Source organism: Proteus vulgaris, assembly GCF_016647575.1.
GTDB lineage: Bacteria > Pseudomonadota > Gammaproteobacteria > Enterobacterales > Enterobacteriaceae > Proteus > Proteus mirabilis_B.
This window is the reverse complement of record NZ_CP032663.1, coordinates 1,434,800-1,458,886: the sequence shown is the minus strand read 5'-3', so window position 1 is coordinate 1,458,886 and position 24,087 is coordinate 1,434,800. Positions and strand designations below refer to the sequence as shown.

The 24,087-nt window shown below is 37.3% G+C and carries 25 protein-coding genes and 1 tRNA gene; 9 read left to right on the top strand and 17 right to left on the bottom strand.

Annotation, left to right across the window (positions count from 1 at the left end):
* The first annotated feature begins 25 nt into the window (after positions 1 to 25).
* Positions 26 to 958 carry a nucleoside hydrolase gene (locus D7029_RS06620; protein ID WP_088493256.1) on the top strand — a complete coding sequence of 311 codons (933 nt, stop codon included), beginning with the start codon at positions 26 to 28 and terminating at the stop codon, positions 956 to 958.
* A gap of 272 nt (positions 959 to 1,230) precedes the next feature.
* The gene (locus tag D7029_RS06615) at positions 1,231 to 1,674 is read left to right on the top strand and encodes a hypothetical protein (RefSeq protein WP_088493257.1); all 444 of its coding nucleotides are present in this window, start codon (positions 1,231 to 1,233) and stop codon (positions 1,672 to 1,674) included.
* Between the two features lie 970 nt (positions 1,675 to 2,644).
* Here the strand turns inward: D7029_RS06615 and D7029_RS06610 are convergent.
* On the bottom strand, positions 2,645 to 3,037 hold the full coding sequence (locus D7029_RS06610; protein ID WP_194952185.1) for a hypothetical protein: 393 nt from the start codon (positions 3,035 to 3,037) through the stop codon (positions 2,645 to 2,647).
* Positions 3,038 to 3,111: 74 nt separating this feature from the next.
* Complete coding sequence (locus D7029_RS06605) at positions 3,112 to 3,399, bottom strand: hypothetical protein (RefSeq protein WP_194952184.1); 288 nt, start codon at positions 3,397 to 3,399, stop codon at positions 3,112 to 3,114.
* A gap of 1,582 nt (positions 3,400 to 4,981) precedes the next feature.
* Here D7029_RS06605 and D7029_RS06600 point away from each other — a divergent pair.
* Positions 4,982 to 6,190, top strand: coding sequence for a HEPN domain-containing protein (locus D7029_RS06600; protein WP_194952183.1), 1,209 nt, complete (start codon positions 4,982 to 4,984; stop codon positions 6,188 to 6,190).
* A gap of 125 nt (positions 6,191 to 6,315) precedes the next feature.
* On the opposite strand, the gene D7029_RS06595 is transcribed toward D7029_RS06600, so the two are convergent.
* The 5 genes from D7029_RS06595 to D7029_RS06575 form a co-directional block, all read right to left on the bottom strand.
* Positions 6,316 to 6,864, bottom strand: a complete 549-nt coding sequence (locus tag D7029_RS06595; protein ID WP_194952182.1) for a hypothetical protein — start codon at positions 6,862 to 6,864, stop codon at positions 6,316 to 6,318.
* 705 nt (positions 6,865 to 7,569) lie between these two features.
* On the bottom strand, positions 7,570 to 10,293 hold the full coding sequence (locus D7029_RS06590; RefSeq protein ID WP_194952181.1) for a DUF927 domain-containing protein: 2,724 nt from the start codon (positions 10,291 to 10,293) through the stop codon (positions 7,570 to 7,572).
* Positions 10,294 to 10,316: 23 nt separating this feature from the next.
* Entirely contained in the window at positions 10,317 to 10,496 is a 180-nt protein-coding gene (locus D7029_RS06585; protein ID WP_108478884.1) for a hypothetical protein, read from the bottom strand.
* Positions 10,489 to 10,758 (bottom strand): hypothetical protein, encoded by a 270-nt coding sequence (locus tag D7029_RS06580; RefSeq protein ID WP_194952180.1) that lies wholly within the window; start codon positions 10,756 to 10,758, stop codon positions 10,489 to 10,491. The genes D7029_RS06585 and D7029_RS06580 overlap by 8 nt, the downstream gene beginning before the upstream one ends.
* Positions 10,755 to 10,928, bottom strand: a complete 174-nt coding sequence (locus D7029_RS06575; RefSeq protein WP_108478885.1) for a host cell division inhibitor Icd-like protein — start codon at positions 10,926 to 10,928, stop codon at positions 10,755 to 10,757. The genes D7029_RS06580 and D7029_RS06575 overlap by 4 nt, the downstream gene beginning before the upstream one ends.
* A gap of 130 nt (positions 10,929 to 11,058) precedes the next feature.
* Between D7029_RS06575 and D7029_RS06570 the strand changes: the two genes are divergently transcribed.
* The gene (locus D7029_RS06570; RefSeq protein WP_036980047.1) at positions 11,059 to 11,238 is read left to right on the top strand and encodes a hypothetical protein; all 180 of its coding nucleotides are present in this window, start codon (positions 11,059 to 11,061) and stop codon (positions 11,236 to 11,238) included.
* 285 nt (positions 11,239 to 11,523) lie between these two features.
* Here the strand turns inward: D7029_RS06570 and D7029_RS06565 are convergent, their stop codons facing one another.
* The 6 genes from D7029_RS06565 to D7029_RS06540 all read right to left on the bottom strand — a co-directional run bounded on the left by D7029_RS06565 (position 11,524) and on the right by D7029_RS06540 (position 15,571).
* Positions 11,524 to 12,207 (bottom strand): Rha family transcriptional regulator, encoded by a 684-nt coding sequence (locus D7029_RS06565; protein ID WP_194952179.1) that lies wholly within the window; start codon positions 12,205 to 12,207, stop codon positions 11,524 to 11,526.
* A 12-nt stretch (positions 12,208 to 12,219) separates the two neighbouring features.
* Positions 12,220 to 12,558: a hypothetical protein gene (locus D7029_RS06560; RefSeq protein WP_228766739.1), complete on the bottom strand. Its 339-nt coding sequence runs from the start codon at positions 12,556 to 12,558 to the stop codon at positions 12,220 to 12,222.
* A complete protein-coding gene (locus tag D7029_RS06555) occupies positions 12,558 to 12,776 on the bottom strand; it encodes a helix-turn-helix transcriptional regulator (protein ID WP_194952178.1) in 219 nt (72 codons plus the stop codon). The genes D7029_RS06560 and D7029_RS06555 overlap by 1 nt, the downstream gene beginning before the upstream one ends.
* A gap of 290 nt (positions 12,777 to 13,066) precedes the next feature.
* Positions 13,067 to 13,894 (bottom strand): hypothetical protein, encoded by an 828-nt coding sequence (locus D7029_RS06550; RefSeq protein ID WP_194952177.1) that lies wholly within the window; start codon positions 13,892 to 13,894, stop codon positions 13,067 to 13,069.
* A gap of 203 nt (positions 13,895 to 14,097) precedes the next feature.
* Positions 14,098 to 15,309 carry a tyrosine-type recombinase/integrase gene (locus D7029_RS06545; RefSeq protein ID WP_108478888.1) on the bottom strand — a complete coding sequence of 404 codons (1,212 nt, stop codon included), beginning with the start codon at positions 15,307 to 15,309 and terminating at the stop codon, positions 14,098 to 14,100.
* Positions 15,310 to 15,483: 174 nt separating this feature from the next.
* A tRNA-Ser gene (locus D7029_RS06540) sits at positions 15,484 to 15,571 on the bottom strand.
* 182 nt (positions 15,572 to 15,753) lie between these two features.
* Between D7029_RS06540 and tusE the strand changes: the two genes are divergently transcribed.
* Positions 15,754 to 16,083 (top strand): sulfurtransferase TusE, encoded by a 330-nt coding sequence (tusE, locus tag D7029_RS06535; RefSeq protein ID WP_023581360.1) that lies wholly within the window; start codon positions 15,754 to 15,756, stop codon positions 16,081 to 16,083.
* 43 nt (positions 16,084 to 16,126) lie between these two features.
* Here the strand turns inward: tusE and D7029_RS06530 are convergent, their stop codons facing one another.
* The gene (locus D7029_RS06530; protein ID WP_194952176.1) at positions 16,127 to 16,408 is read right to left on the bottom strand and encodes an acylphosphatase; all 282 of its coding nucleotides are present in this window, start codon (positions 16,406 to 16,408) and stop codon (positions 16,127 to 16,129) included.
* A 197-nt stretch (positions 16,409 to 16,605) separates the two neighbouring features.
* Between D7029_RS06530 and hspQ the strand changes: the two genes are divergently transcribed.
* Positions 16,606 to 16,935: a heat shock protein HspQ gene (gene hspQ, locus D7029_RS06525; RefSeq protein ID WP_194952175.1), complete on the top strand. Its 330-nt coding sequence runs from the start codon at positions 16,606 to 16,608 to the stop codon at positions 16,933 to 16,935.
* Positions 16,936 to 17,004: 69 nt separating this feature from the next.
* Here hspQ and D7029_RS06520 read toward each other — a convergent pair whose 3' ends face one another.
* A complete protein-coding gene (locus D7029_RS06520) occupies positions 17,005 to 17,418 on the bottom strand; it encodes a CoA-binding protein (protein WP_194952174.1) in 414 nt (137 codons plus the stop codon).
* Positions 17,419 to 17,556: 138 nt separating this feature from the next.
* On the opposite strand from D7029_RS06520, the gene D7029_RS06515 reads away from it, so the two are divergent.
* Positions 17,557 to 18,015: a methylglyoxal synthase gene (locus D7029_RS06515; RefSeq protein WP_075673145.1), complete on the top strand. Its 459-nt coding sequence runs from the start codon at positions 17,557 to 17,559 to the stop codon at positions 18,013 to 18,015.
* 1 nt (position 18,016) lies between these two features.
* Here the strand turns inward: D7029_RS06515 and helD are convergent, their stop codons facing one another.
* Positions 18,017 to 20,068: a DNA helicase IV gene (gene helD / locus D7029_RS06510; RefSeq protein WP_194952173.1), complete on the bottom strand. Its 2,052-nt coding sequence runs from the start codon at positions 20,066 to 20,068 to the stop codon at positions 18,017 to 18,019.
* Positions 20,069 to 20,182: 114 nt separating this feature from the next.
* On the opposite strand from helD, the gene yccS reads away from it, so the two are divergent.
* Positions 20,183 to 22,351 carry a YccS family putative transporter gene (gene yccS / locus D7029_RS06505; RefSeq protein WP_194952172.1) on the top strand — a complete coding sequence of 723 codons (2,169 nt, stop codon included), beginning with the start codon at positions 20,183 to 20,185 and terminating at the stop codon, positions 22,349 to 22,351.
* 70 nt (positions 22,352 to 22,421) lie between these two features.
* Here yccS and D7029_RS06500 read toward each other — a convergent pair whose 3' ends face one another.
* Entirely contained in the window at positions 22,422 to 23,030 is a 609-nt protein-coding gene (locus tag D7029_RS06500; RefSeq protein ID WP_194952171.1) for a TfoX/Sxy family DNA transformation protein, read from the bottom strand.
* A 229-nt stretch (positions 23,031 to 23,259) separates the two neighbouring features.
* Here D7029_RS06500 and sulA point away from each other — a divergent pair, with 229 nt between their 5' ends.
* The gene (gene sulA, locus D7029_RS06495) at positions 23,260 to 23,811 is read left to right on the top strand and encodes an SOS-induced cell division inhibitor SulA (protein WP_194952170.1); all 552 of its coding nucleotides are present in this window, start codon (positions 23,260 to 23,262) and stop codon (positions 23,809 to 23,811) included.
* Positions 23,812 to 24,087: the final 276 nt, after the last annotated feature.

Here is a 24,087-nt window from a genome sequence, read left to right as displayed (position 1 = left end):
ACGTAAGTTATCAAAGGAGAAGTATATGACTAAAATTATTATAGATTGTGATCCGGGTGTAGATGACGCTATTGCAATTTTACTCGCATTGGCATCACCTGAAATTAAAGTTATGGGAATTACAACCGTCGCAGGAAATGTTGAACTTGATAAAGTTCATGAGAATGCCCGCAACATTCTTTCGTTTGTGTCTCGCCCCGACATCCCTTTAGCCAGAGGGTGTGAACGGCCTTTGATAGCGCGTCGAGGGAGTAAAACTCAAGTGCACGGTAATAACGGTCTTGCGGGTGTAACGTTACCGAGATCCAATTACACTTATCCCGACATACATGCAGTGGATTTCATTATTGATACTGTGATGTCTAATCCTAAAGAAGTCACCCTTTGCCCGACAGCACCACTGACCAATATTGCCATGGCAATGCTAAAAGAACCAAGGCTTAAGGATAATGTGAAAGATATTGTTCTAATGGGAGGGGCTGCATTTTGTAATGGGAATATAACACCAGCAGCCGAATTCAATTTTTATGTCGATCCACACGCGGCACATATCGTCTTTGATACTGCAGAACACATTACTATGCTGGGGCTAGATGTCACCCATAAGGCTGATATCAGAGCAGGTTTATGCCAATCGTTAGACCAAGGTAACGTTATTGCTAGAACAGCCGCAAAAATGTCTCGTGGATATGCCGCATTTGATCCTTTTTTACATGATCCTTGTGTAATCGGTTATTTAATCCGCCCAGATATTTTCACTGGTATAAATGGCCATATTGATATTGAATACGAATCACGCAAACTCGTTGGTTTAAGTTTTGCAACAATCCATGATGATTCAATGCCCCCTAAAAACAATAGTAATTCAACCGAATGTCGTATGAACACAATGATAATTACCGATGTTCAATCTGAGAAATTAATGTCTCTGATATCTGAACGAATTTTATCTTTGTAAACTGGAACAAATAGAAAACAATACAGAGAAGTATAACTTCTCTGTATCAAACTTTATTATATTACTTTTAAAACTTATTTTTATTTGAAAGTTAATATTATTCTTTCCTCTCAATAATTGACAATACCTTACCAAGAAAAAACAAGAAATATCCTAATAATAATCCTGTACTCTATTTAAAAACAAATAAATCCATTATGATAACTAATGTCATATTAATGAAATATTTTTTATACAATTATTTATATAACAATATATTAGGATAAATAAACATGGCTAGTTATAAAAAGTTAATGGCTTTAATCGTTATATTATTTACCTGCATAATAGGGAGCGCACACGCAGAACAACGCCCTGATGTGGCAGATAATGTCATTGCCTATAAAGGTCAACAAGGAGTGATTGTTTGGACCCTACGTATTGGTGATCGTAATGCTAATGAAGCATTAGTGCAGCTCGAAGGTATTGACCATGACTGGAATTTAAAAATTCAGAAGATGCAGGTCGAAAAAACAAGTAAAGATACTCGATACTCAATAAATATTAATGGAAATAAATTTGTTGCTCTAATTATTGAGAATAAATGCTGCGGTAACCTTTATATCCCAGGAGAACCTCAGCCTATATCAGTAAATTACTCTGAAGGGATATCCCATGAAGGTAATGCACAAGCATTTCTTACTGATTATCTTCAAGCTAAAAATAATGAAAAATAATATTAGTGTCGATTTTGCCATAGTGTTGCATATAAAGAACGATAAAATATGCAAGTCATTATACGACAACACCTTATATATTTTTTTATTGGTGTGAATTCAATCAGATAATTATTGTTTTACATTATCCTTAGTCTTATCCCTTACTATTATCTATTTACTTAATTATTAGTTTCATATTGGGGGTACTAAATATTAAGTGAGTGTAATACACCCCCGTATGTACCCCAAAAAATGGAGCTTTCAAGAGACGTTAAGAGACTTGAGGAGACAATGATTTTGTTGAATTGCTTGATTTTACTGGGAGGAGGAGAGAACCATACACGGTTATTATTTCATTGATAATTAATGCTTATTATAATTCCAACTTTCATTCTATACAATTTTCTATACAACCAAGGTCATTGCTAGGCTGTTTTTGATGCCTAATTTTTCTTGGCTTAATGAAACATCTAAGCTGCATAAATATCATCAATGTATAGTTTTATTGCAGATAATGAAATGCCAGCCAGAAATACCCCTCCCTGTAACCTGCCCGTATATTTCACTGACTCCGTTTCAAACGGAATGAGTGATTATCACTGATGCGATTTCAAATAACGGCAATGATTATTTGCGCACCTCAATAAGAGATGTACAAAATAGAATGGGTAGGCTGGTGGACTTATTCGAATTGTCCCGATATTTTCGGGTTAGTTGAACTGATCATCTTTTAGGGAGTTAGTCGCAGGCTAGGCTAGTAATTACAGCTAAATACGCTATTAGCTCAACAAAATGTTGACCTTTCGTTGAAGTACGTTTTACCTCGCCACTATCTTGTAAGCATTGGTACAACTGGCTTTAAAGTTCATTTAGCCATGATCAATTCGGATTTATGTAAGGTAACACTAAGCGTATAGCCCCCATTTACATAATGTCAAAATTCCTAGGACGTTAGGTCAACGTAATGTCAAAATTGATGTGGCTAATGTCAATAAAGTGTACTGACACTGCCGTCCTCACTAACAACAAAAAATACTAACCGCAAGCGTTCAATGACTAAGTCTGGAACCTTATTTATTTGGGCTAAATATTGTTTTGTGTTCGGCACAGCTATACCGTATTTGTAGTCATCGTTATCCATCCTGAATATGATTTGTCCTATCGCTGTTTTAAAATCTACACCTATCGATTTAGATTGCCCTTTGGCCTCAATCATCCATGACTCTCTCGATTCAGGGTGAACACAAGATAAATCGACATTAGGTTTATTTTCAATATTAAATCCCTTACTGATAAAATGCTTCTCTATTGATTCCTGTACAAAGGATTCGTTGGGATATATATGTTCTCTGTGATATCCCTTCTTTTTTATATTATTCATAATAAGTCATTCTTCTTTCCAATATTCTATTTATGTCAATACTAAACTAAATCAACTCTTATATTTCTCTTTCGCTAACAGGTAACTATCTGCGCCCCTGCGAGCCAATAACCATTAGACCATTCGTAGCGACCTGTAGCAGTTACTTTATTTCCGTTCTGGCAGGTCATAAGCTCCAGCGCATTAATATCGAATGCCACTATCTTTAATGAGTACGGGCTGCGCTTGTCACTCTCAGCCTGAATAGTCATTGTGGCCATAACTTTACCTGTGGCGGTTCTAACTCTCTCAGGGGTTTTTGTTACCGTTCCTGATGTGGTAATCCTGATTAATTTTGCTTTTCTCATTTCTGGTTTATTCATCTTGATGCCATCACAATATAAGCTATTGGTTAAAATAAAATGCTTGTGGGACTATGGAGGATTGGATGATCACTTCAATTTCAAGGAGTGTTCTAAATATTAATTTAACCATGATGATACGGGATTATCCCGCATGTAAAACCTTACCGTTTAAACTTGTTGTAGCTTGTTACTGTAGCCTTGGCATTCAGCGTAGATAACCTATTGATTTCATCGGTAACGCATTTTTGCGTCACGGTAGCTTGTTGATATTTATTCAGAGGACAAAATTGTCCGGTAGTGTCGCAATACTTATTTGCACTGTGGCATTGCCAGCCAGTTATGAGCCTCCAATTTCAGTGCCTCATGTTTTCTTGATTTTAAGGCAACCTATTATCGTTTCGGTGCAAGCTTCGTCCATTGGTAAGTTGGTTCTGTCATTCTCCGCCTGTGACACTCTTTAGCCTGTATTGTCTAGGCTACACCTGTTCTAATCGCTAACCTATAGCGTCTATTGAGTGATTACCCTTGCTAGTGGGCTAACTCCATCATAACGGCTTCTATTACTTCACGTTGTAATATCACTATACCTTAAAGGGGTGCTCCTTTCCGTCATACCTTAATTATGCTGAATTGGATCAATCGACCTACAAAATAATTGTAGGTAGCTACGAAAGTTTTGTGGTTTAAATTTTACTCATCCCAAAGTGACTGTCTCGGGTAAATCAAATAGCCGATACGAATAGTATTATTTCGCTGGCAACCAGAGTGGTAACCTCTCTTTTGGCAACCAAATACGTAGATTAAAACATGATATTTTACTGCGTACCATTCTGCGTACTTTTCACAACATTATGATTTTATTTGATTATAACGAATCATTAGAATGAACAATCTCCCCTCTGCGTACCTATTTTATTTTAGCTGGGCTTATAAACTTGTTTGATACGATGTCAGGTTTTGACAGGTTCTGATGACAACATTCAGCGGATGAAGTATCCAGCAAAATACCGCCTTTTTGGTGGATACCGAAGCGGATACCTTATTAACATTTTTAACTATCCCCAAAACAAGCATCCCAACGGTTACTCCCAGAAAGCAACCCTAACGCTTATACGATATCGCTAGTTGAACGCCTAGAATCGTCTGTGATGTATTTAACTGTTGGCATGGCAATATATTCCCACCGTATACCTATAATGAGTCTGCTGTCGTTTCTGTGGTTAATATGGTGCTATCAGAGGGCATAAATAACGGGCGGATTATCGCAAAACGGGTTAACGAAGCAGGGTATCAAACTAAAGGTGGTAAAGCGTGGTATAAGGATATTCATTCAGCGTGGAAACGCCACAAGGATATTACTAGTAAACTAATTATTTTTATCTCCATTCATAATGGAAGTTCTTAAATTAACCAACTAGCTAATTTTTACTCAAAACTTATCATTTTTACAATACGATATAATCACATTTCCATTTTTTCAAAAAAATATCTGATTACAAATATAATAATTAACTTATTTATGATAACTTTCGTGGGCTAGTCCCTGCTATTCCATCAATAAACAATTAATAAACAATTAATAAACTAAAGGTGATTTAACATGCTTTTACAAGATATCATAAATGAAATCATGGCATTAATGCAAACTGGTACTCACAAAGATATAAAAAACGCACAAAAATACTGGTCATTTAATGATAAAATGGTCTATGTTAATGAAATGGAAAAATATAACCTATTACTAGAAAAAATATATGAATTAGATAAAAAAATAAACAATAGGTTTTACAGGTCAACAATATTTAAATATCTAAATGAACAACTCCCAAAAATAAAAATACAAAACAAACCATTTAACTATGATTTAGAATCATTTTTCAAAGATTTTTATGATGTAAAACCTCAAAATTTAGTTATAACCGCTCCTATATCTGGAATTAGACTAAATAATGGCATTCGCTCATTCGAACTATCTTGTTTTAAATTTGGTTACTTAAAAGATTTAGAATTTCCAATAACAGGCGAAACTGAAGCTGATGGCATGTATATAAGTACTATTGTTAAAAATATTTATGACAAAGCTGAAGCCATACAAAAAGCTAAAGATGCTTTTTTAAACTTTGCAAAAATGATTGTATTTATATCAGGAAAACTTGATAAGAACATCTTGATTGAGACGGGGCTACCTTTAAAGCCAAGTTTATCACACGAACAAATGTATGTTAGCACTAGTTCATACCAAGTATCTAATGAAAACGGTCCTTTAGAGTCTGCTCAAATTAATAATCAATTTTTAGAAAAAATCCCTGTTAATGACCCTTTTTTTTGTAATAGCCGCTATTTTAAAAGGCTATGGGACTTTTATGAAAAGAAACATAATAGTCAAAAACTAAATGATATCGAGTCAAGGATATTAAACTCTGCGCTTGCTCTTGGAGAGTCGGCACTCACTACTGACACTAGGAATTCAATTATATACACTTGTATTTCATTGGAAATTCTATTTTCTCTAGATGATGGGAGCCTATTTCAAAAAAGTATAGGTGAAAAATTATCAGATGTATTTTCCTTCATCGTAGCCAAAGATGTTGACAGCCGATTAGAAATAGGAAAATTAGTAAAAAAAGTTTATGGATTACGTTCCGCAATTGTGCATGGTGGGAAAAAAGAGCTATCAAGTGAAAATTTAGTGGTGAATATTTATATGCGGGCAGCAATCAATGAAATATTAAATAATGAGATTTTTTCTGGTATAAACAAACTCCAAGATATTTATGATAAATTAAAAAGGGCACAAAACTCATACTAGAAAAGTGTTCTCTTTAAAATTCAATATATTGAAAAACCCTGAGTCGAAGCCAAAACTTAGGGTTAACACATCAGATTTTAGCATCTCGCCAGTAATAATTTTAGAATTTTGACACCAGAAAAACGTTAAGAATTACTTTCTCGTTTGGCTTCATCCATTGCTTTCTTAATGGCTGGTATTGCGCCTTCATAATTAAAATAACCGCTTGATGGATGATATAAATAAGCCACTTTAACATCATTATTTAATGTAGGAACCCATTCACCTAACATAGCACCTAACACTATAACCACATCGGGCTTTAATGATTCTACAACGGATAAAAACGGTCTTTCTGCCCCTTTCCACATTTCATTCGTTGGTCTAATTCGTCCTGACTCACCAACAATACCCTGTACATAGTTATAGAAAGCCACATGCTCCCAGAAATTAGAACGCGTTTCTTCTGATAATTCAGCCCCACTATTCAGCCCTAGCACTGCTTTTGTGATTTTAGTAAAAAACGCATTTGGATTATCTTGAGCATTATGCTTTATGACGTGTTTAGTCCAATCACTATCGGGTTCGTCATCATGTTCGGCGTAATGAGACTCACCAAGTATGAGTATTTTTATACCAAACATACTATTTTCATAATTAGAGCCAACCCAAGGATAGAAATTTACATTTTCCAATTTATTTATCACTCTAAAATCAAATAATTCTATCTACATTAGCACTCTCTACGATGTACATAAATCATCATTATTTGCATGTCACTAAATTGTCAAATATTTACGACCTCTACATGTGTACGTACAGCTCATTTAATCATCAATATTTACGCATTCACGCTGTAACTCCCCCTATGATTACTTGCCTCACGAACTCAACACAATTTTCCCCTAATAGCTGGCTCGAATATGAATATCTACCATATCAATGGCTACTTATTCGTGCTGTTCACAAATAGATCAAACCCAAAGGAGTTAAGTTACTGTGGCGTTTTATCTTATATGCTTTTTGGTGTATTCGTCGCTGGGGGATTTTGTCGTTTTAGCGCCAGTGTTTTAGTGGTCATTTAAATATCGCTATATATACAAAAAACGATTTTTCTTTGGGATAACGGGATAAGTTGCTTATTTCTATTTAATTTCATAAGGTTAACTTATCCCAAACACCCTATTTTCTTATCCCAAACTTTTTATTTTTGGGATAACTTTGCTTTTTTATTAACACTTATAACAATTCAGCATCATTTCATTTGGGATAACTTGGGATAACATGGGATAAATAGAGATAACTTAACCAATTAATTTTATTATTCTTTTTATTTCTTATCCCGTTATCCCACTTATCCCAACGTTTTTGATTCATCACGGAAACTTTGTTCTGGTAGGCTATTCCTCCTCGCTATCAATTAAGACAACAAATCGCTGTTGGCTGCCATTGATGCTGATAGTTTTACCGTCTACACGCCCTGATTCTGGTCTGACTAAAATACCTACCTCGTCGAGTGCCTCCGCCCCCAGTTTCTTTTGAATACCTGAGAGTATTTCATCTTCGAACACGGACGGGATTATGTGATATTCGTTCTTGCCATCCTCTCTGCGCCCCGAAACTAAATAGCCAGCAAGATTTGTTATCCTCCCAGCGTAAGTTCGGTCTAAATCTCCGTTACGTTTGCCGTAGGTGTAGGGTTGAAAACGGGTTAATCCATAGCGTTGAATAAAATCCCTTGCCCGTTTGACGACTTGGTATTTTTCGCGGTTACCCGTTCCGTAGTTCTCCAGCCACTCATTGAAACTATTACGGATAAAACGACTACACTCCGCTACATCCCAGCCAGTGATTGACGTTGATAACTCAGCAGTGGCGTCCAGCATGGCAAAACGTGTGGCGACTCGCTTAACCTGTGACGACGAATCTTCAGGTAAACTTGATAACCATTCATGTTCTTTGAAGGTCACTTTCTGGTTGGCGATATCCTGATTATTGGCGAGATACTCAATCCATGCTCGACCAACTGCCCCACAATGCTGCGTTGATGCGCGTTTGATGGCGCGTGAATGCAAATCACCATCATCAAGACTGTGAAACTCGACAGTATCAGTAAATGGCACGCTGACCAGCCGCACTAACTGCCCCGCTTTTGGGGTGACACCATGACGAATGAGGTATGTTTCAAAATCTTCCTCACCCGTTGATAACGCCACAATAGCCCAACGTAAAATAGCTTTGTTTCCGCCATCTTTATTGCCTTGGATGCGCCCCGTACCATTGAATAAGCTGTAGGCACTTCCTGCTACATGCCGCACATCGTTACCCTGTCCAATTTCGTCAATCGGCATAAACCCATCATTTCGTGAAGCGGCTTCAATCGTTAGCCCGTACTTTGTCGCATCCCATGTTAATTTCAGTTCATCGGGTACACCGTAAATACTTGAGGCGGCTTCTACCGTAGTGGTTTTCCCTGCGGAGGATTGAGCAAATAAATGAATACCAAACGAGCTACCCCCTGATAGAGAGTTTAGTGGCGCAGCTAAGGCGACTAATCCACCTAAAATCATCGATTGGTTGCCTTTCATTAAATTACCGACATTCTTTCGCCAGCTTTCAGCCGTTCCCCTGACGATATAGCCCGCAACAGCAGACGTTCCACCACAAAAGGCAACAGGACGGCTAGGTCTACCAATAATGTGACCATCTGGCATCACGTATGCCCCATCATGCCAACCCGCAGTATGTGTGATTGTCCATTCGTCGCGCTTTCCTTTTCGTTGAAGATAGTTCGCCAACAAATCTAATTGACCACGCTTCGTGGTGATATTGACACCCCGTGAGCGCAATCGCCCCCATCCTTGAGGTGAGCCTAGCTCACGCCTTGGAATAGCTTCATAGATAATACGGTTGCTACCTTCCTGCCTCATCTGAATAACTAAATAACTGTCTTTCCCATCAGAGCCAATGCCTACCGTCTCCATTTCATCCGAAAACCATGTTTCTTTTTCGTCAATGTCACCCGTCGTATTGTTTTGCTTACGTTCGATGTAATACAAACCACCGTGTCGTTTATCAAAAAAGGGGACTAAATCATCGTGAGTTTTGATTTTCTTTTTCGCATCGATGCGGATCACGTTGTCCTTTTTCACTACGTTACCTTCCTGTTGAGCCAACTCAGCACTAAACACCTGTTTTGCTGCCTCAATACCGTGTGATAGACGGTAATCATCCCAATCGGCTTTATCATCAGTAGTAGGCGGTAAAACCGCAATACCATTAACTACCTTAGCTGCTTTCTCAGCCGCAAGCTTTCCCGTGTTTGGTTGGTCGGGCTTAATATCGTTATCCCCTGCAATGATAATCTTGCTCTCTGGGTATTTACTCCGCATTACCTTAGCCACATGAATTAAATTACCCGCATCAATTGCTGCCACTGCATAGGCTTCAGGATTGAGTATATGGCACGTCATAGCAGTAGCTAATCCCTCGGTAATAATTACCGTAGAAATGCTTACAGGTTCATTAATAGGGTAGTAACTGCCATTCTTCGCACTATCGAGTAACAACCGTTTATCGCCATTGGGTTTAATGGTTTGTGCGGCTGTAATAACACCGCCAGCATCCACTAATGGAATGATAAGAGAACCGTCCGGCAATAAATCCATCTCAAAACCGTGTAACCCTTTTGCCTTGAGATAATCTGATTCTCCTTGCTGAACTTGCTCAATAAGCCGGTTATATCGCGCCGTAAAACGTTGAAGTTTTTCTCGCTGCTGGTTAGCTTGGTTTTCTGTTCGTTGTGCTCTCTGGGCTTCCTGTTGCGCTTTTACGTCATCGTTACAGCAAACGGGTGGATTGGCTGAACGAGTATCTATTCCGATAATATCAGCGACCGCTTTTGCGGCTTCGGTGACGCTGACACCAAGAACACGCTGAACTAAATCTAACCCATCACCTGAGCCACACTGGTTACAAATAAACGTACCGTTACCGTCTTTATCATCAAATCGAAAACGGTCTTTACCGCCGCAATGAGGACAAGCTGTATGCTTATTGAGAGGCACTTCTGCCCCAAGATTAGAGAGTATGGTTTGCCATTGCCCGTTCGCTTTTAGTTTCACCTCGCGGATAACATCAATCGATTTCATTTCGTCGCCTCCGCCAGTGATTGCCAAATTTCACCATTTAAATCACAAGCAATAGCAATAAGGTCTAAAAGTTCTTTAGAGCACTCGGTCGCCGCCTGCTCCAATATCACGGCAAATAACGAACTACATTGCTGAGCCTTGTAAGCAGCAGCATCTAATGGAAGAGGATTACACACGTTTCACCTCCGATTTTTCCTGAACCTCCAATACTTCTATGCCGATCAGCGTAGTAATGCGTTCCAGCCAGTAGTAAAGTTCCTGTTTTTTCGGATTATCAATTGGTGGCAATACTTCGCATAAAACATGGATTAAACCCTTTCTCACTCTGAGCAAACGACTACGGCTTCGTTCTTCTGGTGGGAGGTAATCGACATGCCCAAGCATTTCGTCAATTTCAGCTTGGATACGGAAATAATTATCGGGGAGTAAACTGTTCATACGCTTTCTCCTTCTGCAAAACGAGCAGAGAACAAGCAAGGAGAATCAGGCAGCATTGAACGAGCCTCTTGTTCGCTGGAAGCAATAACGATGAAATACTTAAATTGCTGACATGAGAAAAAGCGCCATAGGAATTTAGGGCGAGTTTGGGTAGACTTATACATAGCCATAGTGTTACCTCGTATAACATTGTGGTTAAACGCCTCGATAGTGTTGGTAGCACTTCGGGGCGTTGATTTTTTACATATATGTATGTAATGTGTAATGACACATAAATACATTACTATAGGTGTAATTAACGTGTCAACACACAGCAATGAACGACGTGGTAATCCTCCTTTCCAATTCAGGTTAGACCCCGAATTACGAGCAATGATGGAGCTAGCGCAAGCGCAAGATGGGGATGAATCTTTAGCCGCTTGGCTAAAACGCATCATCAGAAAAGAATTAAAATCACGAGGCATTGAGCCTAAAAGCTGATATTTGCCATACCAGAGAAGTAAGCTAGTATTAATATTCTCACTTGCTCGGTATTTAATATCGACGTATCCAAGGGTAGCCGATTGGCTGCCCTTTTTTATGGAATGACAAAACTCAATTCCGCCTCGTGTAGTGACCCCGATTAAACCTTTCCAATGGGTACCAACAACTATGACAAATGATGTAAATCCTCCACGTTTTAGATTGGTAAAATGTTTTACTAAATGATGACCTACTAGTAGAGATTCACTAACTTGGTAGGCATTTGTAATGATACTCATCATATTAGCCACCAATCCGCGTCATAGGACTCATCAAACTAGCGAACTGCTCAATGCGTTGACTGACTTCACGTAACGCTTGAGTCGCCGATAACCCCGAGTTAATGGCATCCTGAAATGCCGCCTGTTCAATCTTCTGCATACAGACTAATAACCCTAACTGCTGTTCATCTGCGATTGCTCGCTCACCAGTAAGTAAGCCTGTTAATCGATTTTCAGTACGAGCTAGATTGATGTAATGATATTTCTCTGCGCCTAAGTCTCGTAGTGCGTCGCGTGACTCATGATAATGTGGTAGATATTCACGTCGAATAGGTTCAGCTGCCCGTTTCTTGCTGAATGCTTTGGTAACGTCCAGCTTAAATTGCGTCATCTGTTCATGATTACGACCACGAACAATACGGCACATAAAATCAAATTGGTTTTCATTGAGTAGAGCGTATTTATTAATACTCGCACCCGTTGAATGTGAGCACGTCTCCGTTTGAAACGGAAGCGTGCCAAATTGACGTAAATTCTTTGCATTCTTTTTTACTAATTCAAAAAGGTTCTTATGTTTAATTCCGATGCGTTTAGCAAACAGGCGGCTATCTATTCTCGGCTCAGTTCTGTGTTGAATTAAAATAGGTTCTTGGCTGATTTCAGGGTGTGAAAATCCCTGCCCCATTACGGTCATTTTATTTTTCATGGTCTTATGTCCTTATTGCTCGATTGGGTACAACGATAAAATTAATTCAGATTGTGATTTTGAAATACCTTCATATCCGCCAGCATTGGCGCATTGGTTGATGAGGTTAATTACCTTCAGCGCGTCTTTCTGGCTGCGAATACGATAACGGTAATGTGATCCAATGCCGTCAGGGTTCAGTTCGTCAATGCGCTCTAATTTAATATTTAGCTTTCTTTCTAGCTCCGAAGAATAATTACGACCTGACGATAAATGGCAGTGAATTAATATTTCATTCTCGGTAAATCCATTAATTCCTGTACCTAACATATATAAACGGGCGCGGTGTTTTTTCGGTGGCTTCTTTTCCATTAAGCCACCTCATTAGAACGAGATTCAGCAATTTTATTGGCGATCCACTCATCCACTTCCGATTCAACGAAAGCAATAGAGCGAGAACCTATTTTTACTGGCTTTGGAAATTGACCTGTTCCAATGAGATGATAAATCCACGCTTTACCATAGCCAGTACGACGCATAGCTTCAGGTAAACGAATGAGGTTTTCTTTAATTGGATTGACTACTGACATGCTGCCCCCTGCTATCTAGTTAATACTGCGCCTTGATAGACGCTCTTAGACTCAGGGGTATATTTGCATGAAAAAATGCTTTTTGATCATACCATTAGACCTAATGGCTTTTTTGAAAAATTTACTATAAGGGTTATAACTCAGGTGGTTGCTAATTAAACAAACCACTATGAGGGTAGAGGGTGATTTGTGGTCAATTACCATCATGGTTAAGGGTAACGGAACATTTTTACCCTCAGGGTTGAGGGTAATCTTACTTTAGAGTGAACAGTGCAGATATTCAGAACCATCTATTTGCGCTTAATAGGGCAAGCTACTTTCTCGATTGCTTGTGCTTGGGCTTTGGTCATTTCAAATTCTTTATAATCATCTATAAGTTTTGCCACCACCCATTCTTGCGTTGGTATTGTTGACCTTGAATCTTCGTCATAATCTGCCCATACTTCATTTCTTAATTTAATAGCTATTGATAATGGGTCGTCCTCCCTGTATTGACACAACCCGTTAGGCACCTTTAGTTCCAAGTCTTGTAGCTGCCCCTTCAATTTTTCTACTTCAGCCTCTAATGAAGCAATACTCTTGCTATCTTCAGTATCACCAAAAAAATCAGAAACCCATTTTTCAGTTTCTTTGTCTATTACTTTCTTTCCAAATTCATAACCTTTCTCAAATCTAGACAAATCAAATGAAAGACATGATGGTATAGGCAGTTTGTTATGCTTTAAAAAGCTATATACTTCTTGGGCTTTAAAATAGAATCCATAAAAACTATTATTGTATTGTTCGAATTCATCCTCAATACAATAATAGCCGGGATTAGCAGGATTGGGGTCCTCATAATAGTCCTTACCTAATGAAATAGCATATAAAAAATTCAAACATTGTTTTTCAAAATGGCTATCAGTGCTAAATCCAGTTACGCTACTGTATCGATAAAAATGAAATTGTCTTAATGTATATGGATATTTATTATCAAAGTTAGAAAAATTACGATGTAGAATAGTACTAACATCCGTAATGCTTCTTTTAGTCACATCAGACAATTCAGTCAATAATTTATGAAAATAAATACTATCAGCTTTTTCTTTATCTAAATCATCAAATGAATACATAGCCACAACGCCACCTCACGCCCTCTTTTGTAGAAACTATGCCAGCTAGTAGAGGTGTACTAGTTTTCGGGGATCAGCCTAGACATAGCTTTATTCTTAACAGTCTATAAAAGTCTACTACAGGCTATTTTTACTGTCTATTTGTCCAGTTGAATTTATTTCGAACATAAAAAAACCAGCCGTTTTATTGGCTGGCTATTGCTGGTGGGTTAAGCGCGTTTAAAGTTACCATGAATCACATTATCGCCGTTCTCTAATGCGTCCATGTAATCTGCATACCATTGAAGCATTTCTCTACGACCATCAATATACTGAGCGTGGTTATACGTTCCACGTATAGAGTTTTTATCGACATGCGCTAACTGTGTTTCAATCCATGCGGAGTTATAGCCTTGCTCATGTAGGATAGTGCTCATGGTGTGCCTAAATCCGTGACCTGTGGCTCTCCCACTATAACCCATGCGCCTAATCATCGTATTAAGTGCCATATCTGATATGTGCTTTCTATAATCAGTACGGCTGGGAAATATATATTGATAACTTCCACTAATGGAGTGTATCTGCTTCAGCAAATCAATAACCTGATCCGATAGTGGTACAATATGAGGGCGACGCATCTTCATTTTTTCAGCTGGTATTTCCCATACTCCAGTATCAAAGTTAATTTCTGACCATTCTGCTTTTCTCAATTCTCCTGGTCGAACGCCAGTTAAAATAAGTACTCTTAGTGCCACTCTAACAATCTGACTTCCCATATACTTATCTATAGAAGAAAGAAACTCTGGTAATTCACTTACTGAAAGGTGGGCGTAGTGCTCACGTTTATGTGGAACAAAGGCGCTAGCTAAATCTGGTGCAGGGTTATACTCTGCCCTACCAGTAATAATGGCGTACCTCCACACCTCACCACAACGTTGGCGCACTTTCTTTAGCTTCTCCGTTGCTCCGCGCTTTTCCATAATCGAAAGCACTTCGAGTAGTTCCATTGGTTTGATCTCGGCAATCGGGCGATTACCTATATAAGGGAAGACGTCTTTTTCGAAAGCATCCATCATGTCATCACGATAACCAACAGACCAGCGATCCTTTCTGCCCTCATACCATTCAAGAGCAATATTTTTAAAGGTGTTTACAGTTTTGTTAATTATTGCCGCTTTTTCTGCTTTTCTGACTTCACTTGGATTAATACCATTGGCAACCTGTTTTCGCGCTTCATCTCTTTTCGCTCTTGCTTCGTTGAGAGTGACAACAGGATAGATACCTAACGATATCATTTTAGTTTTGCCTGCGAACTGATAGCGATAACGCCAACCTTTGGAACCATTAGTTTCAACTAATAAAGATAGTCCGTTACCATCCGCCAGCGTGTATGCCTTTTCTTTTGGTTTGGCGCGTTTAATTGCCATGTCAGTTAGCTTCATAAATCACCAATATTGTATAGGAAAATCGTAGAGGAAATTTCTATACAAAAAACTATACAATAAATTGTAGAGATTTAGAAAGACGTTAGTAGACTTAGGTAGAGTGAGACTTTGTTAGAATGCTTGATTTTACTGGGATTAGTAGACTTTGAGAGACTTGATTGGAAGTGAAGATGGCGGAGGAGGAGAGATTCGAACTCTCGGATGGTTTCCCATCGGCGGTTTTCAAGACCGCTGCCTTCAGCCGCTCGGCCACCCCTCCGCAATGGGGAGCAATATAAACACCTAAGCTTATGTTGTAAAGCCCTTATTGTACTGTTTGCCGTAAAATTAAACGCATTACAAGTCAATGGCTTAATTTATCAACGATTTATGGGTTCTACTTGGGTATTTTCCTTATTTTTGCTAAATTAGCGGTATTATTTTTGATTGGTTGCTACGCACATGTTTGTATTTAACGGAAAAGAAATCGAGACAGATAGTCACGGTTATTTAAAAAATAGCAATGAGTGGAATGAAGATATGGTTCCAACATTAGCTGAACTAGAAGAAATTGAGCTTACAGAACAACATTGGGAAATTATCCGTTTTGTTCGCCAGTTTTATTTAGAATTTAATACCTCCCCCGCTATTCGCATGCTAGTAAAAGCACTTGCACAAAAATATGGCGATGAAAAAGGAAATAGCCGTTATCTTTATCGTTTGTTTCCTAAAGGCCCGGCAAAACAAGCTACAAAGCTTGCCGGTTTACCAAAACCCGTCAAATGTATTTAATCTTATCTTTCGATAAAGATAATTAAAAATCATTAAAATAATATTACTCATAATGGTGGATTGAAAAATCTGCCATTTTTTCATATTCGCAAGATGTTGCAGACCAAAATGTAATTTTGGCACTTCTTGGGCCACCAGCTTCTAACCAATCCTCAAATTCTTTTAACGCATTTTCTTTCGCGAAAGCCTTTACTCCCACACTACCATCATCACGATTCCAAACATATCCTGTTATTGGTTGTTTTCTCATCCATTGATAAGTGAAAAAACGAAAACCAACACCTTGAACTCGCCCTTGAATAATATATTCTCTACCGATTTTCATATGCCCTTCTAATAGTGTTCTTCAAATAAAAATTCTGTCTTGGTTATTGTCTTTTCTTTATACAATAGATAATCTGATTTTGTGAGGTTCTTTATTCATAATGAAAGCAAAGGATTATATTTTTTTGAAATCCTTGAAATTTCACTTTATGCCCTCATATATATAACCAATAAGCAAGGCTATATGGAGGTGATACTATGATGACCGCCAGCAAATTTGGGATAGGACAGCAAGTTAGACATAAATTACTCGGCTACTTAGGCGTTGTTGTCGATGTGGATGCTGAATATTCCCTTGATCAACCTAATGAGGATGATATTGCATCTAATGTGACCTTGCGAGCAGCACCTTGGTACCATGTTGTGATGGAAGATGATGAAGGACAACCCGTTCATACTTATCTTGCTGAAGCGCAGATAACCTATGAAGTTTCAGATGAACACTTAGATAATGACTCATTGGATGAGTTATCACAGTCAATTCGTAGCCAATTACAGGCACCACGATTAAGAAATTACCCCAATTAATCTACATAAGCAGTGATCTGAATGAAATGATAATCGCCGATTTGTTTTCGGCGATTTTATTTTGGTGTATTACCAAGGAAGGCCATGTGCTTCAATTTCTTTTTTAGGGCAACGATCCATTACCACACGTAACCCAGCATCTTCAGCTAAATCTTTAGCGTCTTCATTGATAACACCAATCTGCAACCATAATACTTTGGCATTAATTTCAATTGCTTCTTGTGCGATTTCTAATGCAACGTCAGATTGACGGAAAACATCAACCATATCAACAGCAACAGGAATATCTTTTAATGAGGCATAACATTGTTGTCCCAATAAAGTTTGCCCTGACATACCTGGATTAACAGGAATAACATCATAGCCTTGTTCTAATAGGAATTTCATGACTTTATAGCTTGGGCGATCTTCTTTATTACTCGCACCAACAAGCGCAATGGTCTTAACGCTTCTTAAAATGTCATAAATGTCTGAATCCACCATTTATCTACTCCGTTCATCATGAAGATTGAAAATATTATGATACATCATAGTATCTTGATCTGTTCATAGCTTATAAGATAAAAAAAAGGTATTTTGAAAACTGGAACAATTACTATATTTATTTTTTAAAGGTATCAAATGGAACAAATTGACCGCACGCTCTTAAAAGAAAAAAATATCGCGCTTGTTGCCCATGATCACTGTAAAAGCTCATTACTGGAATGGGTTGAAAATAATCGTGAACAACTGTCTCTACACAAGTTATTTGCAACAGGCACTACCGGTAATCTAATTAACCACCACACAGGTCTTACTGTTACTCAAATGCTAAGTGGCCCAATGGGCGGTGACCAGCAAATTGGTGCAATGATCGCTGAAAAGAAAATTGATATTATGATTTTCTTTTGGGACCCATTAAATGCCGTTCCGCACGACCCAGATGTTAAAGCTCTTCTACGCTTAGCTACGGTCTGGAACATCCCAGTTGCAACAAATCGTGCAACTGCGAACTTTTTAATTTCATCACCTCTCTTTTCACAAGAATCTACAATTAAAATTCCAGATTACGAAGGTTATTTAAAAGAGAGATTAAAATAATCTAAGGTTTTCGCTGTATAGGAACACCTTGAGATTTTAGCTCTGAAACAAAACAAGATGGCTGTTGTTTATTAAATAATAGCCATACTTGTTTTTTTGCTCTTGTTAGAGCGACATACATTAAGCGTCTCTCTTCTGCATTAGGATAATCTTCAACACTAGGCAGTAATGCCAATTCAATAATCGATTCTCTTGCCGGTGCTGGAAAACCATCTTTACCTTCTTGTAAACCTAAAATAATAACGTAATCCGCTTGTTGCCCTTTTGAAGCGTGAAAAGTCATAAATTGTAGGTCTAATTTAGGCCAGCGTGTTTTTGCTTTTTTTAATAATTCTGGTTTTAAATAGTGATAACGAGCAAGTAAAAGAATAGTTTCATTTTCTTCTACATAACCACTCATTTTATTTAGTAAATTTTCAAGTTGATCGTCAGATAACAGTACGACTGACTTTTTATTACCTTTCACTAAACTATTTAAAGGCTTAGATAATTGAGTTGGGTTTTGCTGAATAAACGTATTGGCAACATTTCCTATCGTGTCATTAAAACGATAAGTCGTATCTAGTGCACATTCAGCACCTTCACCAAAGGAGTGATGGAAAGAAGTCGTTAATAATAATTCTGCGCCACTAAACCGATAAATGGCTTGCCAATCATCGCCTACTGCAAATAGAGATGTTTGTTTATTTTGTTGTTTTAAGGCAGTTAATAATGAAGCTCTTAAGGGTGAAATATCTTGGAATTCATCAACAAGAATATGTTTCCACGGGCTAATAAAACGCCCTTTTTCAATCAGGTTAATAGCTTGATGTAATAAACCAGAAAAATCGATTGCATCTTCTTCTTTTAATGCCGTTTTCCAAGCTTTTAATAATGGTGATAATAATTTTAAATACTTTTTAAAGGCTTCTGTATATTCAGGCTGCACACTTTCGATCAGAGACTTTTGGCTACCACCTTGCATTCTTAATAAACCAACCCAACGCTCTAATCTTACAGCAACTTGGTTTTCTAATTTTTTATCATGCCAAAACTCACCGTCAGGAATATCCCATTCAAACTCTTGAGATAACCACTCTCGCCATCCTTTTGCTTGTGCTTTTTTCTGTTGGCACTGCTCTCGCCATTCACCTAATAATAGGGCTCTTCTTTTTTCACTGTTTATTTCAAGCTCACTAATTTTAGGTTGTTTTTTTGTCGCTTGTTGAATAATGGATAATGCCAGTGCATGAAATGTTTTTGCCATAATATCGGCATTTAAACGGCTAGAAAGTCTTTCATTCATTTCTTGTGCGGCTTTACGCCCAAAAGCAAGTAATAAAATTTGATCGGGTTGCGCTAACTGACGACGTAATAACCAACCTGCTCTCGCGACTAATACCGATGTTTTACCACTTCCCGCTCCCGCAAGAACAAGAATATTTTCTTCGCCATTAATTACAGCATGACATTGCGATTCATTTAATGGTGATGATTCGATAGTATTAAAAAATTCCGCATGCTCATTTAATATTTGAGTTACCCATGCAGAGTTTTCTTTATTAATTAGTGTTTCGCCTTGCTTTAGCCATTCCAAACATTGCTGGTAAAGTGCTTGGCAATTATCAAATTGAATAAGGCGTTCAAGAGGAAGAGGAATAGCAGAAAAGCTTTCTTTGATAGATTGTTGAATTTCACTCAATTTAGACTGTTTTATCCATCTATTTGATTGAGTGATTTCATTAATATTATGGAGTTGTTTCTCAAGAACCTGAGCACTTATATCGCTCATTTCTTTGCTCCAATTTTGCCATGTTTGATAAAGATAACGATAAAACTGCTGAGTTTCTTCCCAGTCTGTTCCATGTAATCGAACAACTTTATCTTCAGGCAATAAAAATTCTAACTCCCCCCACACAATCCCTTTTTTACAAAAAATATTAATCAATTCGTTAAAAGGAATTAAATACTGATGTTTTTCACCACTGACTTCAATACCTGCATTTAACAATTTGACTCTATTATAAGGATGCTGTGCTAAACGTTGTCCCATCGGGGTGGATTTCAGTTCCATACGTAATTCCTGCAATAAATAACAAATAGTCTGTTGTTAAGCTCTTTTTAATCGGTGATAAACCCTATATTCTAAGAGGTAATTATCTTCATCTTGTTTATTTAAGGGCTTTTTGTGTTCACTTTGCTAAATGGCGCCCGCCGATTTATCTATAATAGCCACTTTTTATATTATATTCGCATAATAATCGCGCTTACAGGAACGACTTTGTTTCCTTGGATTTTAGGGCAAGAGCCTAAATATACAATTCCTCTCACTTTAGGCGTGGTAGCGGCCGCATTAACTGACTTAGATGATAGGCTTGTTGGTCGTTTAAAAAACCTCGTTATCACCTTATGCTGTTTTCTTCTTGCTTCAGCTTCAATAGGGCTGCTTTATCCATATCCTATTTTATTCTTTTGTGGTTTAGCCATTTCCACTTGGGGATTTATTTTATTAGGTGCTTTAGGTCAACGTTACGCGACCATTGCCTTTGGCGCTTTATTAATCGCAATTTATACTATGCTGGGTATGCCTATTTTCCCTGAATGGTATGAACAACCCGTTTTATTACTGTTAGGAGCTATCTGGTATAACTCTTTAACATTAGTTGGTCACTTATTATTCCCAATTCGCCCAGTTCAGGACAATTTAACACGCTGCTACCAACAACTTGCAACTTACCTCGAAGCTAAAGCAACATTATTTGATCCTGATATCGAAGATGACTATCAACATTCGCTTTATAATTTAGCAATGGCAAATAGCCAATTAATTGACACGATGAACCAAACTAAAGTTACATTATTAAGTCGATTAAAAGGTGACAGGGGCCAACGTAGTAGTCGTTTCACACTTCACTACTATTTTGTTGCTCAAGATATTCATGAGCGAGCAAGTTCGTCGCATGTTCAATACCAACTATTAAGTAATGAATTGCGACATAGCGATGTGTTATTTCGTTTTCAACGCTTACTTTCTATGCAAGCACGAGCTTGTGAACAAGTTGCACAATCTATTCTTTGGCATAAAAAATATCAGCATAATCCTTCATTAGAACGCGCGATAAATTATTTAGAGAATGCATTAAGTCATTTAAAAAACACGACTTCAGAACCTCAATTAATAACACCTTTAAATAACTTACTGCAAAATCTTCAAGGTATTGATGCGCTTTTACGAAGTATTAGTACAGAGCAATACCAAATATCCCATGACCAAAAGGAAGAAACACAACTTTCTGATGATGGTTTAACTGGGTGGCGCGATATTGCTCTAAGAATAAAAGAACATCTCACGCCTAAATCAGCACTTTTTAGACATGCCGTTAGGATGTCACTCGTTTTATGTATTGGTTATGCCATTATTCAATTTTTCCAATTGGATAGAGGCTATTGGATATTATTGACCAGCCTATTTGTTTGCCAGCCCAACTACAATGCCACTCGACGACGTCTTACCTTACGTGTGAGTGGTACTATTATTGGTATTTTAATCGGTTTCCCTATTTTATATTTTGTTCCTTCAATCGAAGGGCAGTTAGTTTTAATTGTGATAACTGGTACGCTCTTTTTCGCATTTAGAACCATACAATATGCACATGCCACACTATTTATTACTTTATTGGTTTTATTAAGCTTCAATTTACTGGGTGAAGGTTATGATGTTGCCCTCCCCCGTATTATTGATACCTTAATTGGCTGTGCCATAGCGTGGTTTGCTGTCAGCTTTATTTGGCCTGATTGGAAATTCCGCCAATTGCCTGTTGTTATTCAAAAAACAATGACAAATAACTGCTATTATCTTGATGCCATTCTTATTCAGTATTACCAAGGAAAAGATAATAGCTTGAGTTATCGAATTGCTCGTCGAAATGCCCATAGCAGTGATGGTGAGTTAGCATCACTGATCTCCAATATGTCATCAGAGCCAAAAAGTTATCAAGCCTCCCAAGAAGTAGCTTTCCAGTTGCTTTGCTTAAACCATACTTTACTCAGTTATATTTCTGCACTTGGCGTTCATCGTTCAAAAATAGAAGATGAGAATGTACTCACTTTGCTTAATGATACTGTTTGTTATATCGATTCGGCTTTACGTCGAAAAACGCTTCAAGATGAAGAGTTTAAGCAATCTCATGTAGAATTAATTGAAAGGATCAATCTATTACCTAATGCAGATAATCCTCGTATTCAATTAGTGCTTACTCAAATCCGATTACTCTTAGATTTACTGCCACAAATTATTGGTTGTATCCAAATTATTGAGCAAAGCGAATCAAATAGCCTACCTCAACCTCAAGTCTAATCTCTTATTGACGTTATTTTCTCTAATTCCCATAAGCACATTAGAGAAAATAACAGTCATTTCTTTTATCTTATTGAAAAGATAATTCGTTGTACCAATTTAATAACTCCATTTTAAGTTGACTAGGTAATACTGAACGATGACACCCAACGATTGCTCCTGCCAATGAAAGTAAAAGTTCACTATTTCTCAAATTTTGGCTATGCATTAGTTTTAGATAACATGCTTTAGCACCAATTAAGCGCAGTTCTTCAACTTGATTAATACCAACCTGATTCAATCTTTTTTCTAATATCACACCTAGATTAGGTAAGTCTTTTATTCTGCAAGGTTTCTTTTGTTGCCCTAAATATTCTTGAATGCTGTAGTGATATGACATATCAATATATTGATCTAATTTCTGCTGATTTTCCCACAACGAATCTGTTATGTGGTAATAACGCAATATGATAGGAATTCCTTTTTTCAAATAGGTATAGGAACTCATTTTTGTTGCCTTATAGAGAGTTTCTAAAAAGCCACTTCCTTTTAAATAAAACTCATTGTCAGACGTGATAGCAAACATAACATCATCAATCATTAAGCTAACACCACCAAATTGAGACTTTGTTGTTAACTCCCCATATTGCGCAATACGCGATAACAAATGAGCCTTCCTTTGCTCAGGTAAAAATAACATTGAAACTCCAACACAAATTTTAAGATTAAATTTTATCTTTGAATTCAAAAACATGCATAAGACATAACAAAAAAGACAATAAAGAATTTCCTTTTTATTGCCAATAGTTAACGACTTAAAAATAGAGATTTACATGAAATTTGAGAGGAACTTTCAAAAAAATGAGCTTGATTTAAGCGAAATATAGAGATACTGTATATTCATACAGTACATATAGAACGAGGTAAATATGAAACTCTCAACATCATCTCCGACAAGACAGAACGCCATTCTCCAAGAGATCTCAAATGAGGTATTACCTCTATCTATCCCTTCAACAGTGGCGACTTATGATAGTAATAATAAACAAGGTATGGTGAGTGAACTTCTCTACCAAAATCCGCTCGTCATTAATCACATCCTTTTACCACTATTAAAACAGTATAGCCATGAATCACGTTGGTTATTGTGGTTAAACCCACAACAAAAGCTAAATCGTACTTGGTTAAAAAATGCAGGATTACCGCTTAACAAAATAATTCAATTAAATCATATAAATATGATAACTACTGTTGATTTAATGGAAAAAGCACTGGTGAGTGGTAATTACAGTGTAGTACTCGGTTGGTTACCAGAAATATCGTCAGAAGAGATGAAACGATTAGAATCTGCTGCCAGTAAAGGAAAAACCCTCGGGTTTATTATGCGACAGCAAATTAATACAAATATCCATTTAGAGAGTAGTAATGCATCTAAACGACATTTGAATTCCGTAAAAATTCATTCAATTCACTACCATTAGTGAAATTTAAGAGTTTTCCTAATACTCAAAACACCCTGATATCATTTAAGATAAGTCAAATGTATTTATAACCTAAATCATATAGTTACAATAAATTTAACAAAAATACAGAATCTTCCCCATTGTGGAATAAGGCGGATTTTTTTAAAATTTTAAGTCGAATTTTAAAGGATTACTTGTAACTTTTTAAGTTCATTGTAGACTTTATGTCGTTAAGGTTATGCTTTAAATCCCATTTTTGGGATCATCATTTGATGAAAGCATTGGATTCCTAAC

Coding starts and splice junctions, on each gene's coding strand:
- D7029_RS06620 (WP_088493256.1), top strand. CDS start 26: ATGACTAAAATTATTATAGATTGTGATCCGGGTGTAGATGACGCTATT.
- D7029_RS06615 (WP_088493257.1), top strand. CDS start 1,231: ATGGCTAGTTATAAAAAGTTAATGGCTTTAATCGTTATATTATTTACC.
- D7029_RS06610 (WP_194952185.1), bottom strand. CDS start 3,037: ATGAATAATATAAAAAAGAAGGGATATCACAGAGAACATATATATCCC.
- D7029_RS06605 (WP_194952184.1), bottom strand. CDS start 3,399: ATGAATAAACCAGAAATGAGAAAAGCAAAATTAATCAGGATTACCACA.
- D7029_RS06600 (WP_194952183.1), top strand. CDS start 4,982: ATGCTTTTACAAGATATCATAAATGAAATCATGGCATTAATGCAAACT.
- D7029_RS06580 (WP_194952180.1), bottom strand. CDS start 10,758: ATGAACAGTTTACTCCCCGATAATTATTTCCGTATCCAAGCTGAAATT.
- D7029_RS06575 (WP_108478885.1), bottom strand. CDS start 10,928: ATGGCTATGTATAAGTCTACCCAAACTCGCCCTAAATTCCTATGGCGC.
- D7029_RS06565 (WP_194952179.1), bottom strand. CDS start 12,207: ATGAAAAATAAAATGACCGTAATGGGGCAGGGATTTTCACACCCTGAA.
- D7029_RS06560 (WP_228766739.1), bottom strand. CDS start 12,558: ATGGAAAAGAAGCCACCGAAAAAACACCGCGCCCGTTTATATATGTTA.
- D7029_RS06555 (WP_194952178.1), bottom strand. CDS start 12,776: ATGTCAGTAGTCAATCCAATTAAAGAAAACCTCATTCGTTTACCTGAA.
- D7029_RS06545 (WP_108478888.1), bottom strand. CDS start 15,309: ATGAAGCTAACTGACATGGCAATTAAACGCGCCAAACCAAAAGAAAAG.
- tusE (WP_023581360.1), top strand. CDS start 15,754: ATGTTTGTATTTAACGGAAAAGAAATCGAGACAGATAGTCACGGTTAT.
- D7029_RS06530 (WP_194952176.1), bottom strand. CDS start 16,408: ATGAAAATCGGTAGAGAATATATTATTCAAGGGCGAGTTCAAGGTGTT.
- hspQ (WP_194952175.1), top strand. CDS start 16,606: ATGATGACCGCCAGCAAATTTGGGATAGGACAGCAAGTTAGACATAAA.
- D7029_RS06520 (WP_194952174.1), bottom strand. CDS start 17,418: ATGGTGGATTCAGACATTTATGACATTTTAAGAAGCGTTAAGACCATT.
- D7029_RS06515 (WP_075673145.1), top strand. CDS start 17,557: ATGGAACAAATTGACCGCACGCTCTTAAAAGAAAAAAATATCGCGCTT.
- helD (WP_194952173.1), bottom strand. CDS start 20,068: ATGGAACTGAAATCCACCCCGATGGGACAACGTTTAGCACAGCATCCT.
- D7029_RS06500 (WP_194952171.1), bottom strand. CDS start 23,030: ATGTTATTTTTACCTGAGCAAAGGAAGGCTCATTTGTTATCGCGTATT.
- sulA (WP_194952170.1), top strand. CDS start 23,260: ATGAAACTCTCAACATCATCTCCGACAAGACAGAACGCCATTCTCCAA.